Below are 12,973 nucleotides of genomic sequence, written 5' to 3' on the forward strand. Positions count from 1 at the left end.
AGCCGGTCGCGTACGCAGCCGTCCGCGTATTCAGAAGGCCGGAGCCTCCTACGCGTACGACTCCGGGAAGTTCCCCGGCAGCCGCTCCCCCGCCGGGCCCTCGGTCACCGCCCGTACGAGCAGCTCGCCGCCGACGAAGGCGCCGCGCCACGAGGCGCCGAAGCCGCCGAACAGCTCCTCGCGGTCACCGCGTGAACGCGGCTTGCCCCGGCCGACCTTGAACGCCCGGATCTGCGGCGCAAGGCGCGCGTACGTCTCGGGGTCGTCGGTCGACAGGCTGGCGACCAGTGCCCCGTTCGACGCGTTCATGGCGGCCAGGAGCTCCGCCTCCGTGTCGACCAGGACGATGGTGTCGACCGGGCCGAACGGCTCCGCGTGGAACAGCGGTGAGGACGACGGCGGGTTGAGCAGGGTCACCGGCGGCAGATACGCACTGGTGTCCTGGCCCGGCAGGAACCGGCCGTCGGCGAGGCTGCCCCGGTGCAGCGGGACGGCGCCCCGGTCGATCGCCTCGGCGACCTGGTCGCCCAGCTCCTTCGCCTTCGCCGCGTTGATGAGCGGCCCGAAGTCCAGCTCGGGCAGGGCGTCTTCGGGGTGCTCGACCGCGAGGGGGTGGCCCGTGCGGACGGTGTGGACCGCCGGGAGGTACGCGGCGAGGAACCGGTCGAAGAGCGCGCGCTGCACGACGAACCTCGGATACGCGGTGCACCGCTGCTTGCCGTAGTCGTACAGCTTAGGAATGACGGCGGACAGCGCGTCCCAGTCCGTGTAGTTCCAGATTCCCCAGGTGTTGAGTCCTTCCTGTTCGAGGATGTGCCGCTTGCCGATGTCGGTGACGGCCGTGGCGATGCGCGCGCCGGTGTCGCGCCCGCCCACGAACGACACACAGCCGATCTCCGGCGAGCGCACCAGGGCCTCGGAGAGCTCGCCGCCGCTGCCGCTGACGAGGGTGACGGGAATGCCCTCGCGCGCGGCCAAAGCACTGGCCAGGGTGAGGCAGGAAAGGCCGCCGTCGGTCGGGGTCTTGGCGATGACCGCGTTGCCCGCCAGTGCCTGTACCAGCATGGCGTGAACGAGCACGCTCATCGGATAGTTCCAGCTCGCGATGTTGGAGACGGGGCCGTCGAGGGGTGTGCGGCCCTCCAGCATCGCGTCGATGTTCTCCACGTACCAGCGGACCCCGTCGATGGCCCGGTCCACGTCCGCTTGGGCCAGCTTCCAGGGCTTGCCTATCTCCCAGACGAGGAGCAGGGCGAGGAGTTCGCGGTGTTCGGCGAGCGCGTCGAGGGTGGCTCCGACGCGGGCGCGGCGCTCGGGCAGCGGGATGTGCCGCCAGGCGCGATGCTGGTCGAGGGAGGCGCGGACCGCCTGTTGGGCGGTGGGCGCGTCGAGTCGCGGCGGGCCAGCGATGGGGCTGCCGTCGATCGGGCTGGTGGCCGGCAGGGCGCGTCCGTCGGGCTGCCACTGGCCGCCCCAGAGGTTGAGGACGCGGTCGTCCCGGAAGGCCTCGGGGGCGATCGCCCGGCAGCGCTGCCAGGCGTCGGTCCAGGCGGTGCCGGGCTTGAGGATGAGGGTGGGTGCCATCTGTGGGTCTCCGCTCGGGTCGGGCGGGGCAGGAGGTGGCGCTGACCGCCCTCGCACCGGGCGGCCGTACGGCGACGTTAGTGACTCGGGGACCTGCCGCGATACGCACCCACGGTCAATTATGAGTGACATCACGTGAGGCCGGGGGCTGTTCGGGGTGCGGTGGGGCGGCGGTCGAGGACGGCGCGGCCGCGCTCCGCTGTCGAGGAGGTCGGCGGGCCGGGCGCCGCAGCCCGCGATCACGTGGAGGGGGGACATGACCAGCCCGGCCCCGTTCCCGATCACTCCGGCCTCGCCGTCCAGCTTGACTGCCACGCCAGCGACTACGGCCTGGTCTACAACGGCAAGCTCGTCAGCGGCGGGTTCGGCTCGATGGTGGTCGACACCTGGGGCTACGACAGCGCCCACGCGCGCGCCGGAGGCATCTCCATGCCGGCGGCGCGCGTCGCCCTGCTGCTGCGCCGGCCCGGCCGGACGCGGGTCCGGGACATCACCCCGAACCCGCTGCCGATCAGCCGGGAGGTCGTCTGAGGCCGCTCGGGGGCGCCGTCACCGGCGTCCCTCGCGCAGCCCCATCAGATAGTCCCCGGAGCGGCGGGCCGTGGAGAGGGAGTCGGCCGGGCTGTCGTGCTCCACCTGCCAGTGGTGGTCGCGGCGGCCGTTTTGGGTCCTGGTGACCGCGCCGATGAACCGCCGGTAGTCGATGTCGCCGTCCCCGACGTCCATCATGCGGTAGCCGTCGCGGGCGGCGCTGTCGTGCTCGCCGTCCTTGACGTGGAAGAGCGGGTACCGCTCGGGCCGCCGCAGTACGTAGTCAAGCGGGTCGAACGGGGCCGGGGTGCCGTCGGGACGCCGGGAGAAACGGTACTGCCCGCGCCGCATCGCGGCGATCGGGGACTTGAGCGAGACCGGCTCGCCCTGTCAGACGATCTCGCCGCCGTCGGGCTGGTGGACCCCGGCGAGGACCTTGATGAGGGTGGACTTCTCGGCGCCGTTCTGGCCGAGCAGGCAGTGGGTTTCGCCCGGCAGGACCTCCAGGTCGACGCCGTCGAGGGCGCGTACGCCGGGGAAGGACTTGGTGATGCCGGACATGGTGAGCAGGGGTGGGGGCGGGGCGGGTGGTGTGTCGTGCGCTGGTGCCATGGTGGTTCCCCTCGGAAATCAGGGCAGGGCAGGGCAGAACGACGTGCGGGACCGGCGGTGGGAAGGGGTGGGGATCAGGCCGGTGAGAACAGGTGGTCGCTGATGAGCCGGGCCGCGCCGATGACACCGGCGACCGGTCCCAACTCACCCAGGACGATGGGGAGGTTGCCGGTGGCCAGCGGCAGGGACTGGCGGTAGACCTGGGTGCGGACGCTGGCGAGGAGGGTGTGGCCGAGGCCGGTCACCCCGCCGCCGATCACCACCAGGCCGGGGTTGAAGAAGGAGACCAGACCGGCGATGACCTGGCCGACGCGGTCGCCGCCCGCACGGATCAGCTCCAGGGAGGCGGCGTCCCCGGCGGACGCGGCCACCGCCACGTCCGCCGCGGTGAGGCGGCCCGCCGCCGCGAGCCGGGCGGCGAGCTCGGCGGAGCGTCCGGAGTGCGCGGCGGCTTCGGCGTCGCGGGCCAGGGCGGCCCCGCTGAAGTGGGCTTCCAGACAGCCCTTGTTGCCGCAGGCGCAGGCGCGGCCGTCGGGTTCCACCTGGATGTGGCCGATGTCGCCGGCGCTGCCGGTGGTGCCCCGGTGGACCTCGCCGCCGACGACGATGCCGCAGCCGATGCCCGTGCCGATCTTGACGCAGAGGAAGTCGCCCACCGAGCGCGCCACACCCGCGTGCTGCTCCCCCATCGCCATCAGGTTCACGTCGTTGTCGACCATGACCGGGCAGCCGAGCTCCTGGCTGAGCGCCCCGCGGACCGGGAAGCCGTCCCAGCCCGGCATGATCGGCGGGGCGACCGGGACGCCTTCGGGGAACCGGACGGGTCCGGGGACACCGATCCCGGCCCCGTCGAACCCCTCGGCGAGCCCGGACGACCTCAACTTGGCGGCCAGCGCGAGGACTTGCTCGAAGACGGCGACCGGTCCCTCGCGTACGTCCATGGGCTGGTTGAGGTGGCCCAGGACCTCCAGCTCCGCGTTGGTGACGGCGACGTCCACCGAGGTGGCGCCGATGTCCACGCCGAGGAAGCGGAGCCTCGGCGCGAGCCGGATGTTGTGGGAGCGGCGGCCGCCGCGCGAGGCGGCGAGGCCGTCGGCCACGACGAGACCGGTCTCCAGGAGCCGGTCGACCTCGACGGCCAGCTTGGACCGGGAGAGGTCGACCTGATCGCCCAGCTGTGCACGGGAGTTGGGCCCACCGTCGCGCAGCAGCCGCAGCAGCAACGCCTGGTGGGCGTTGGCGGGTCGTGCCGTCATACGTCTCACGCGCCCCTCCCTGCCGTCGCGGCCGTGTGGCTTTGGAGGGGAACGTAGCAGCGCCGGTCCGGGGTGGGAAGAAGTTACGCGGGAATCGATGACCACTTTCTCCACACCGAGGACAAAGCCCGGGCGGGCGCCCGGACTTGCCTTCAAAAGCGGTGCTCCGGGCGACCGGACTTGGCCCCACGCGGGGAGGGTCCCGGGCCCTACACCTGCCGCACCCGCTCGTGGTCGTGGTACGTGGCGCGGGTGTGCTCGGTGTGGGCCCGCATGGCCGAGGTGGCGGCCCGCTCGTCGCGTGCGGACCAGTGCGCCCTGCCCCCGGCGGCCGCGGCCGGTTCCGCACGTCGCCGTCGCGCCCGTCACGGGCAGCGGATGACCTGCCCCGCGTACGACAGGTTGCCGCCGAAGCCGAAGAGCAGGACCGGGGCGCCGGTGCGGATCTCGCCGCGTTCCACCAGCTTGGACAGGGCCATCGGGATGCTGGCGGCCGAGGTGTTGCCGGACTCCACCACATCGCGGGCGATCACCGCGTTCACCGCGCCGATCTTGCGGGCCACCGGCTCGATGATGCGGAGATTGGCCTGGTGCAGTACGACGGCGGCCAGTTCCTCGGGGGTCACCCCGGCGCGCTCGCACACCCGGCGGGCGATGGGCGGCAGCTGGGTGGTGGCCCAGCGGTAGACGGCCTGGCCCTCCTGGGCGAAGACGGGCGGGGTGCCCTCGATCCGTACGGCGTGGCCCATCTCGGGGACCGAGCCCCAGAGCACCGGGCCGATCAGCTCCTCCTCCGCGGCCTCCACCACAGCGGCCCCCGCGCCGTCGCCGACCAGGACGCACGTGGTGCGGTCGGTCCAGTCGGTCACCCCGGTCATCTTGTCGGCGCCGATGACCAGGGCCCGGGTGGACGAGCCGGCCCGGACGGCGTGGTCGGCGGTGGCCAGGGCGTGGGTGAAGCCCGCGCAGACGACGTTGAGGTCCATGACGGCGGGCGCGCCCATGCCGAGGCGGGCGGCGACCCGGGCCGCGGTGTTCGGGGAGCGGTCGATCGCGGTGGAGGTGGCGACCAGGACCAGGTCGATGTCGGCGGGGGTGAGCCCGGCGGCGGCCAGCGCCTTGGCGCCGGCGTGCGCGGCCAGCTCGTCGACGGGTTCGTCGGGTCCGGCGACGTGGCGGGTGCGGATGCCGACCCGGCTGCTGATCCACTCGTCGCTGGTCTCGACCATGGCGGCGAGCTCGTCGTTGGTGAGCACCTTGGCGGGCTGGTAGTGCCCGAGCGCGACGACGCGTGAGCCTCGCATGCCGGTCATGCCGCGGTTTCCCCTCGTAGGACATCAGGAGCCATCCAGTCTTCGTGGCTACCGACCGGTACAGAGGCAAGAGATCCAACAGGCTTCCCGGCGCGCCTTTGGAGCCTTGTGTCAGCTCCCGGGGGTCTTGCCCCCCGCTCGCGCCCACTCCCTTGACCGCCCTGAGGGCATATGCCCCCAAACCAAAGCCCGATCCAGGAGAAGCCCCCGGATTCATCCGGGCGGAGTCACGTGCAGGACAATGAGATCGTCGTCGTCAGCGCGTCGTCGATCGTCGTCAAGGTCACCCCGCCGCACGACAACCCGGTGACCCACGGCAACCTCTGCATCAAGGGCCGCTTCGGCTTCCGGCACGTACAGAATCGGGAATGAGATGGGACGGGTCACCGAGCGCCGCCGCGTCATCCGCATCCGGGACGGGGTCGTCTCCGCCCGGCCGGACACGCTGGTGGCCGAGGAGCCACTGGAGATCCGGCTGAACGGCAAGCCACTCGCGATCACCATGCGCACCCCCGGCGACGACTTCGCGCTCGCGGCCGGGTTCCTGGTCAGCGAGGGCGTGATAGCCGCGGCCGACGACGTGCAGTCGATCGTCTACTGCGCCGGGGCGACCGCCGAGGGGGTCAACACGTACAACGTGGTGGACGTGAAGCTCTCCCCCGGCGTCGAGGTCCCCGACATCACGCTGGAGCGCAACGTCTACACCACGTCGTCGTGCGGCCTGTGCGGCAAGGCCAGCCTGGACGCCGTCCGTACGCAGGCGCGCTTCCCGATCGCCGACGCTCCCCCCGTCCGCGTCACCCCGGAGCTGCTCGCGGGCCTCCCCGACCGGCTGCGGGCAGCCCAGCGGGTCTTCGACCGGACCGGAGGCCTGCACGCGGCCGCGCTCTTCTCGGAGGAGGGCGAGCTCCTGGACGTACGGGAGGACGTGGGGCGGCACAACGCGGTGGACAAGCTGGTGGGGCGGGCCCTGCGGGACGGGCGGCTGCCGCTGTCGCGGGCGGTGCTGCTGGTCTCGGGGCGGGCCTCGTTCGAGCTGGCCCAGAAGGCCGTGATGGCGGGGATCCCGCTGCTCGCCGCCGTCTCGGCGCCCTCGTCGCTCGCCGTGGACCTGGCCGCCGAGACGGGGCTGACCCTGGTCGGCTTCCTGCGGGGCGCCTCCATGAACGTGTACGCGGGCGAGCACCGCATCGCCCTGGAGGCTCCGGCCGCCCGGGGCTGACGGGCCCGGCCGACGCACGGGTACCGGGCCCGGCCAACAAAAAACGCCCCCTGCGCCGACCGGGCCCCGCCGTGCGCCGGAAGCGAGCACGCGGGAAACAGGCCGTGGTGCCGCCGCCCTACTCCGGCTCCTCCGCCCCGATCCGCCGCAGCAGCGCCATCAGCTGCTCGCGCTCGGCCGCGCCCAGCGGCGCCAGGAGTTCGTCGTTGGCCCGCTCGGCCGCCGCCGCGCAGCGCGCCAGCATCGCCTCCCCCTCGTGGGTGACCGTGACCGCGTTCTTGCGGCGGTCGCGGGGGTCCGGCTCGCGTACGACGTACCCGTCGGCCTGGAGGTCGTTGAGGACGCCGACCAGGTCCTTGGGGTCGAGCGAGATCCGGCGCCCGAGCTCGGCCTGGGCGAGCGGCCCGTACTCGGACACGGCCGCCAGCACGGCGTGGTGCCACATCTTGGCGCCCTCGTGCGCGATGGCCGCCGCCACGAGAGCGCGGCCCCGGGTGGCCGCCCGGCCGAGGACCCAGCTGGGCAGGGCCTGGATGCGCTGGAGGGCGGGGAGGGAGTCGGCACGTTCGGTCACGTCGTCGACCTTACCCAGAAACCATTGGACTTCCCAACGACTTCCGGTCTATCGTGGAACTCGTTGGGAGCACCAACGAATCCAGTTCATTCACCCCGGGAGGGTCCATGCGCCGTGTTCGCTTCGAGGTCAACGGCGGCCCCGAGGTCCTGTTCACCGAGGACGTCGAGGCCCCCGCGCCCGGCCCCGGCGAGCTGCTGATCCGCACCGACGCGATCGGCGTCACCCTTCCCGTCGTCCGCAAGGTGCGCGAGGGCAGCGAGCCGTTCCCGCTCGGCGGCGAGGTCGCGGGCACGGTGGCCGCGGTCGGCGAGGGCGTCACCGCCTTCGCCCCGGGCGACCGCGTGACGGGGCTCTGCTTCTCGCACGGGTACGCCGAACTGGCCCTCCTCCACGAGGCCATGACCTCCCGCATCCCCGACCACGCCTCGTCCGTCGAGGCGGTCGCGCTCGTCCGCAGCGGTCTGGTGGCGCGCGGCGCCTACGAGTCGGCGCGGCCGCGGCCGGGCGAGTCGGTCCTGGTGACGGCGGCGGCGAGCGCGGTCGGACAGCTCGCGCTCCAGCTGGCCCGGGCGGGCGGCGCGAGCCGGGTGGTCGCGGCCGTGAGCTCGGCCGAGAAGGCCGGTTTCGTACGGGAGACGGGCGCCGACGAGGTCGTGCTCTACGGCGACGAGTCCTGGGGCGAACCGGTCGACGTCGTTCTCGACGGCGTCGGCGGCGAGCTGCTCAAGCCGGCGGTGAAGGCGCTGGCACCCGGCGGCCGGCTGGTCGCGTTCAGCTCCGGCGGCGGCACCATCGAGGCCTACGACCTGCTGGTCGGCGGCAAGTCGGTGATCGCCTTCCAGATGGCGCTGATCGCCCGTGGCAAGCCGGAGCTGTACGCGGCCTGGCGCGACGAGCTGTGGGAGCTGCACCGCGCCGGCAGGCTGCGCGCGGCCGTCCACGCCGAGCTGCCGCTGGAGGAAGCCGCCCGCGCCCATGAACTGATCGACTCGCGGCGCAACTTGGGCAAGGTGGTGCTCGTCACCGGCGCCGCGTGAGGACGGCGGGCGGCGCGGCGCCCCGGGAGAGCGGGCCGGGCCCGGCCTCCTCCAGCGGGTCGCGCGCCCGCCGTCTGGCGATCACCGCGCAGACCATCAGCTGCATCTGGTGGAAGAGCATCAGCGGCAGCACCGCGAGCGCCGCCTGGGCGCCGAACAGGACGCTGGCCATGGGCAGCCCGGCCGCGAGGCTCTTCTTGGACCCGGCGAACTGGATCGCGATCCGGTCGCCCCGGCCGAACCCGAGCCGCTTGGCCCCGTACCAGCTCAGCGCGAGCATCGTGGCGAGCAGCACCGCCTCGACCCCGAGCAGGGCGCCGAGCCGGGCCGGGCTCACCTGGTGCCAGATGCCCCGGACCATGCCCTCGCTGAACGCGGTGTAGACGACCAGCAGGATCGAGCCCCGGTCCACCAGGCTCAGCACCTTCTTGTGCCGGGCGAGGAAGCCGCCCACCCAGCGCCTGAGCAGTTGCCCCGAGGCGAACGGGACCAGGAGCTGGAGGGCGATCTTCAGCACCGAGTCCGCCGAGACGCCCCCGGCGCTGCCGCCGAGCAGCAGCGCCGCGAGCAGCGGTGTCACGAAGATCCCCGCCAGGCTGGAGAAGGAGCCCGCGCAGATCGCCGCGGGCACGTTTCCGCGCGCGATCGAGGTGAAGGCGATCGAGGACTGGATGGTCGACGGGACCAGGCACAGGAACAGGAGCCCGTGGAAGAGGTCCGGGGTCAGCACCAGCGGCACAAGCCCGCGCGCGGCGAGCCCGAGCAGCGGGAAGAGCACGAACGTACAGGCCAGGACCGTCACATGGAGCCGCCAGTGGCGCAGCCCGTCCAGTGCCTCCCGGGTGGAGAGCCGGGCCCCGTACAGGAAGAAGAGCAGGGCGACGGCGCCGGTCGACGCGCCGCTCGCCACGTGCGCGGCGCCGCCGGAGACCGGGAACAGCGCCGCCAGGGCCACCGTGCCGATCAGCGTCATGATGAACGGGTCGATCGGCAGCCAGGACGGCAGTTGGGGCGTGCGGCGGTTCATCGGCTCCACTCGGCTCTTCGCTCGGCGCGTTTCCGGGTCTTCACGGGCGGCCGGTCGTACGGCGGGTCCCGCCGCGCCCGGTCGGACCCTCCCGATCATTCACCTCTCCGGGCCGATCGGGAATCCCGTACACCACTCTGACTGTCATCGCGTTCCGCGATAACCTGCTGCCGTGTACGAGCCGCACCAGCTCCGGACCTTCCTCGCCGTCGCCCAGACGCTCAGCTTCACGCAGGCCGCGCGGCGGCTCGGGCTGCGGCAGTCGACGGTCAGCCAGCACGTGCGGCGGCTTGAGGAGGCGACCGGGCGGCCGCTGTTCAGCCGGGACACGCACAGCGTCCGGCTCACCGAGGACGGCGAGGCGATGCTCGGCTTCGCCGGGACGATCCTGGCCGCGCACGAGCGGGCGGCCGCCTACTTCACCGGGACCCGGCTGCGCGGGCGGCTGCGGTTCGGCGCCTCCGAGGACTTCGTGCTCACCCGGCTCCCGGAGGTCCTGGAGTCCTTCCGCCGCGACCATCCGGAGGTCGACCTGGAGCTGACGGTCGAGCTCTCCGGCACCCTGCACCGCCGCCTTGAGGCGGGCCGCCTGGACCTGGTGCTCGCCAAGCGGCGCCCCGGCGACACCCACGGCGAGCGGGTCTGGCAGGACACCCTCTGCTGGATCGGCGCGCCGGGGCTGCGCCTGGACCCCGACCGGCCGGTGCCGCTGATCCTCTTCCCGCCGCCGGGCATCACCCGGGCCCGGGCCCTTGAGGTCCTGGAGGAGCACGGGCGGCCGTGGCGGATCGCCTGCACCAGCGGCAGCCTGAGCGGACTGGTCGCGGCGGCCCGGGCGGGGCTCGGTGTGATGGCGCACACCCGCGGTCTGGTCCCGCCGGGGCTCGTACCGCTGCCGCCGAGGTCGGGGCTGCCCGAGCTCGGGCCGGTGGACTTCGTGCTGCTGCACGGCGGGCGCCGCCCCTCGGCGCAGGAGGCGGCGGACGCGCTCGCGGCGGCGATCCTGGCGAGCGGCCTCAGCCCGCGTACGTCAGCCGCTTGACCTGGCGCAGTAAAGGGGCGGTCTCGACGTGCCGGACCCCTTCCAGGGTGCCGAGCTTCTCGCTGAGGTACGTGTAGAGCCCGGCCGGGTCGCGGCAGATGACGACCGCGACGAGGTTGGCGGGCCCCGAGGTGGCACCGGCGAAGGCGACCTCCGCGTGCGAGGCGAGGGCCGCGCCCACGGCGGCCAGCGCCGAGGGCGCCACCGTGATCCACAGCAGCGCCCTGCTGCGGAAGCCGAACCGGGTCGTGTCGAACTCGACGTCGATGAACAGCGCTCCACAGCGCAGCAGCTGGTCGAGACGGCGTTTGACGGCGGACTCCGAGCGCCCGGTGGCCTTCTGGAGCTCGGGGTAGCCCGCCCGGCCGTTGCGCGCGAGCGCGGCGATCAGGGCCTCGTCCTCCTCGTCGAGCCGGATCGGGCCGGACGGCGGCTCCACCGGCGCGGGCAGCAGCGCGGCCCGCTCCTCGGCGGTGAGCGCCGAGTCCTTGGTGAACCAGCCGAGCGGTCCGCCGTAGAAACGGTGGAGCAGCTGGTGGGCGCCGATCTCCACGATGCTCGGGGTGCGCGGCAGCTTGCCGAGCAGCAGCGCCTCGTGGTCCTCGGGCCGGCGCGACGCGGTCGTGCACACCACCTCGGTGCCGCCCGAGGTCAGCCCGATCCAGGCGGTGTCGGGGCGCCGGGCCAGCGCCGTGGCGATGGAGACGGACGCGTCGGGGGTGCAGCGCAGCCGCAGCATCCAGCGGGTGTGGCCGAGCCGTTCGGTGTCGCGGACCCCGACGACCCGCAACTCGCCCTCCGCGTACAGCCTGCGGTAGCGGCGGGCGACGGTCTGGTCGGAGACGCCGAGCACGGCGGCGATCTTGCTGAAGGAGGCCCGGCCGTCCAGGACGAGCGCGCTCACAAGCCGCTGGTCCAGTTCGTCGAACTCGGGTGAATCCATCGGCCTGAGCCCTTCCGATGTCGGATTCCTGCGTGAGAGGCGGACTGGATGGAACTTCTGTCCGGCCTGGACCGATCGTACGGGACGTCGAAAGAACAAGGTCGGAGGAATGCAATGCGCAAGTGGGGGCCGTTGGTCGCCGTGTCCTTGGGGACGTTCATGCTTTTGCTGGACGTCACCATCGTCACAGTGGCTCTCCCGGACATGGCGAGCTCGCTGGACGCCTCGCTGTCGGGCCTTCAGTGGGTGATCGACGTGTACGCGCTGGCGCTGGCCGCGCTGCTGCTCGGCGCGGGTGCGGGCGCCGACAAGGCCGGGCGCCGGAAGTTCTACGCGGCGGGCACGGTGCTCTTCGCGGGCGCCTCACTCGCCTGCGGTCTGGCGGGCGACGCGGGGACGCTGATCGCGATGCGCGCGCTCCAGGGGATCGGCGCCGCCGCGATGTTCGCCACCACGCTGCCGCTGCTCGGCGCCGCCTACCAGGGCCGCGACCGCTCGGTGGCGCTCGGTGTGTGGGGCGCGGTCAACGGCGCGGCCGCGGCCCTCGGCCCGATCCTGGGCGGGCTGCTCACCGAGGGCTTCGGCTGGCGGTGGATATTCTTCGTCAACCTGCCGGTGAGCGCGGCCGCGGTGTGGCTGACGGTCCGGGTGGTCCCGGAGTCCAAGAGCCCGGCGGGCGGCCGCACCGACTGGGCGGGCACGGCCCTGTTCGCGCTCTTCGCCGGAACCCTCACCTACGGGGCGGTGAACGCGGGCACCGACGGCTGGGGCGCCTCGCGCACCCTGCTCTCCTTCGCCACCTCGGCGGCCGCGCTGCTGGTCTTCGTCGTCGTGGAGAGCCGTACGGAACGGCCGCTGATGGATCTGTCACTGCTGCGGCGCCCGGCGTTCGTCGGCGTGCTGGTGGCGGCGCTCGCGCTGAACTCGGCCGCCTTCGGCGTGCTCCCGTACACCTCGATCTGGCTCCAGACGCTCCTGGACATGAGCCCGGTGACCGGCGGTCTTGCGCTGGTGCCGCTGGCCCTTGCGTCCTTCGTGACCTCGGCGCTCGGCGGGCGGTTCCTGCACGGCGTCTCGCAGCGGCTGCTGATCTGCCTCGGGCTGCTGCTCATCGCGGCCGGTCTGTTCGGCCAGGCGCTGCTCGACGCGGGCTCCGACTGGACCACGCTGGTGGCCGGACTCGTGGTGACCGGCATCGGCGTGGGTCTGGTCAGCCCGGCGCTCGCCTCCGCGGCGCTCGCCTCGGTGCCGCAGCGCAGCAGCGGCATGGCGACCGGCGCGATGAACACCATGCGCCAGCTCGGCTACGCGGTGAGCATCGCGGTGTTCGGCACCCTCGCCACCTCCCGGATGGCCGACTCGCTGCACAGCGCGCCGCAGGCCCGGGCGCTCGCGGGCGGCGCGGCGGGTTCGCTGCGCGGCCGGGTCCCCGACGAGGCGCTGCACACCGCGTTCGCCTCGGGTCTGAACGGCGCCGCGGTCGCGGCCGGAGCGCTCGCCGTGGTGGCCGGGCTCGCCGTGTTCGCGCTGGTACGGACGCCGACGGCCGCACCCGCCCAGGTACGGACCAACGCCGCGGTCCCCGTAGAGCGGGCGTGACCAGGTCGTACAGATTCCGTGGAGAAAAAACCGCCCGCATCCGGCTCCGGGGTCGGAATGCGGGCCGGGCGGGCCGGGCACCGCCGCGCTCACGGTGCTGACCTGTGGTGATGGCGGTCGCCGTCGCACTTGACCGTATTCCTCGACGCCCCTCCCGTCGGGACCCGGGGTGGGGTACCGTCACCGGCGCTGTGCGGAGCGCCACAAGGAGCAAGGTATTGCGCGAGTTC

General features: G+C 73.1%; 11 protein-coding genes and 3 pseudogenes. 6 read left to right on the top strand and 8 right to left on the bottom strand.

Annotation, left to right across the window (positions count from 1 at the left end):
- Positions 1-48 precede the first annotated feature (48 nt).
- Positions 49-1,584 (bottom strand): aldehyde dehydrogenase family protein, encoded by a 1,536-nt coding sequence (locus tag QIY60_RS01065; protein ID WP_283140656.1) that lies wholly within the window; start codon positions 1,582-1,584, stop codon positions 49-51.
- A gap of 306 nt (positions 1,585-1,890) precedes the next feature.
- Here QIY60_RS01065 and QIY60_RS01070 point away from each other — a divergent pair.
- Positions 1,891-2,115, top strand: a pseudogene (locus QIY60_RS01070) (MFS transporter); the annotation flags it as partial.
- A gap of 18 nt (positions 2,116-2,133) precedes the next feature.
- Here the strand turns inward: QIY60_RS01070 and QIY60_RS01075 are convergent.
- From QIY60_RS01075 to QIY60_RS01090, 4 genes and pseudogenes are all read right to left on the bottom strand, one after another.
- Positions 2,134-2,457 (bottom strand): annotated as a pseudogene (locus QIY60_RS01075) (sugar phosphate isomerase/epimerase); the annotation flags it as partial.
- A gap of 51 nt (positions 2,458-2,508) precedes the next feature.
- Positions 2,509-2,727 (bottom strand): annotated as a pseudogene (locus QIY60_RS01080) (ATP-binding cassette domain-containing protein); the annotation flags it as partial.
- Between the two features lie 74 nt (positions 2,728-2,801).
- Positions 2,802-3,983, bottom strand: coding sequence for an ROK family protein (locus QIY60_RS01085; RefSeq protein ID WP_283145779.1), 1,182 nt, complete (start codon positions 3,981-3,983; stop codon positions 2,802-2,804).
- A 365-nt stretch (positions 3,984-4,348) separates the two neighbouring features.
- On the bottom strand, positions 4,349-5,287 hold the full coding sequence (locus QIY60_RS01090) for a beta-ketoacyl-ACP synthase III (RefSeq protein ID WP_283145780.1): 939 nt from the start codon (positions 5,285-5,287) through the stop codon (positions 4,349-4,351).
- Positions 5,288-5,467: 180 nt separating this feature from the next.
- Here QIY60_RS01090 and QIY60_RS01095 point away from each other — a divergent pair, with 180 nt between their 5' ends.
- Together QIY60_RS01095 and fdhD are read left to right on the top strand one after the other, a co-directional pair.
- Positions 5,468-5,668, top strand: a complete 201-nt coding sequence (locus QIY60_RS01095) for a hypothetical protein (RefSeq protein ID WP_283140657.1) — start codon at positions 5,468-5,470, stop codon at positions 5,666-5,668.
- A gap of 1 nt (position 5,669) precedes the next feature.
- A complete protein-coding gene (gene fdhD, locus QIY60_RS01100; RefSeq protein ID WP_283140658.1) occupies positions 5,670-6,518 on the top strand; it encodes a formate dehydrogenase accessory sulfurtransferase FdhD in 849 nt (282 codons plus the stop codon).
- Positions 6,519-6,636: 118 nt separating this feature from the next.
- Here the strand turns inward: fdhD and QIY60_RS01105 are convergent, their stop codons facing one another.
- Positions 6,637-7,092, bottom strand: a complete 456-nt coding sequence (locus QIY60_RS01105; protein WP_283140659.1) for a MarR family transcriptional regulator — start codon at positions 7,090-7,092, stop codon at positions 6,637-6,639.
- A 107-nt stretch (positions 7,093-7,199) separates the two neighbouring features.
- On the opposite strand from QIY60_RS01105, the gene QIY60_RS01110 reads away from it, so the two are divergent.
- Positions 7,200-8,132, top strand: coding sequence for a zinc-binding dehydrogenase (locus QIY60_RS01110; RefSeq protein WP_283140660.1), 933 nt, complete (start codon positions 7,200-7,202; stop codon positions 8,130-8,132).
- Here QIY60_RS01110 and QIY60_RS01115 read toward each other — a convergent pair.
- Positions 8,116-9,159 carry a bile acid:sodium symporter family protein gene (locus tag QIY60_RS01115; RefSeq protein WP_283140661.1) on the bottom strand — a complete coding sequence of 348 codons (1,044 nt, stop codon included), beginning with the start codon at positions 9,157-9,159 and terminating at the stop codon, positions 8,116-8,118. The genes QIY60_RS01110 and QIY60_RS01115 overlap by 17 nt on opposite strands.
- Before the next feature lie 172 nt (positions 9,160-9,331).
- On the opposite strand from QIY60_RS01115, the gene QIY60_RS01120 reads away from it, so the two are divergent.
- Positions 9,332-10,201, top strand: a complete 870-nt coding sequence (locus QIY60_RS01120) for a LysR substrate-binding domain-containing protein (RefSeq protein ID WP_283140662.1) — start codon at positions 9,332-9,334, stop codon at positions 10,199-10,201.
- Here the strand turns inward: QIY60_RS01120 and QIY60_RS01125 are convergent.
- On the bottom strand, positions 10,176-11,144 hold the full coding sequence (locus tag QIY60_RS01125) for an AsnC family transcriptional regulator (protein WP_283140663.1): 969 nt from the start codon (positions 11,142-11,144) through the stop codon (positions 10,176-10,178). The two genes, QIY60_RS01120 and QIY60_RS01125, sit on opposite strands and share 26 nt — an antisense overlap.
- A gap of 114 nt (positions 11,145-11,258) precedes the next feature.
- Here QIY60_RS01125 and QIY60_RS01130 point away from each other — a divergent pair, with 114 nt between their 5' ends.
- Entirely contained in the window at positions 11,259-12,743 is a 1,485-nt protein-coding gene (locus QIY60_RS01130) for an MFS transporter (RefSeq protein ID WP_283140664.1), read from the top strand.
- Positions 12,744-12,973 lie beyond the last annotated feature (230 nt).

Source organism: Streptomyces sp. BPTC-684 (assembly GCF_030028635.1).
Lineage (GTDB): Bacteria > Actinomycetota > Actinomycetes > Streptomycetales > Streptomycetaceae > Streptomyces > Streptomyces noboritoensis.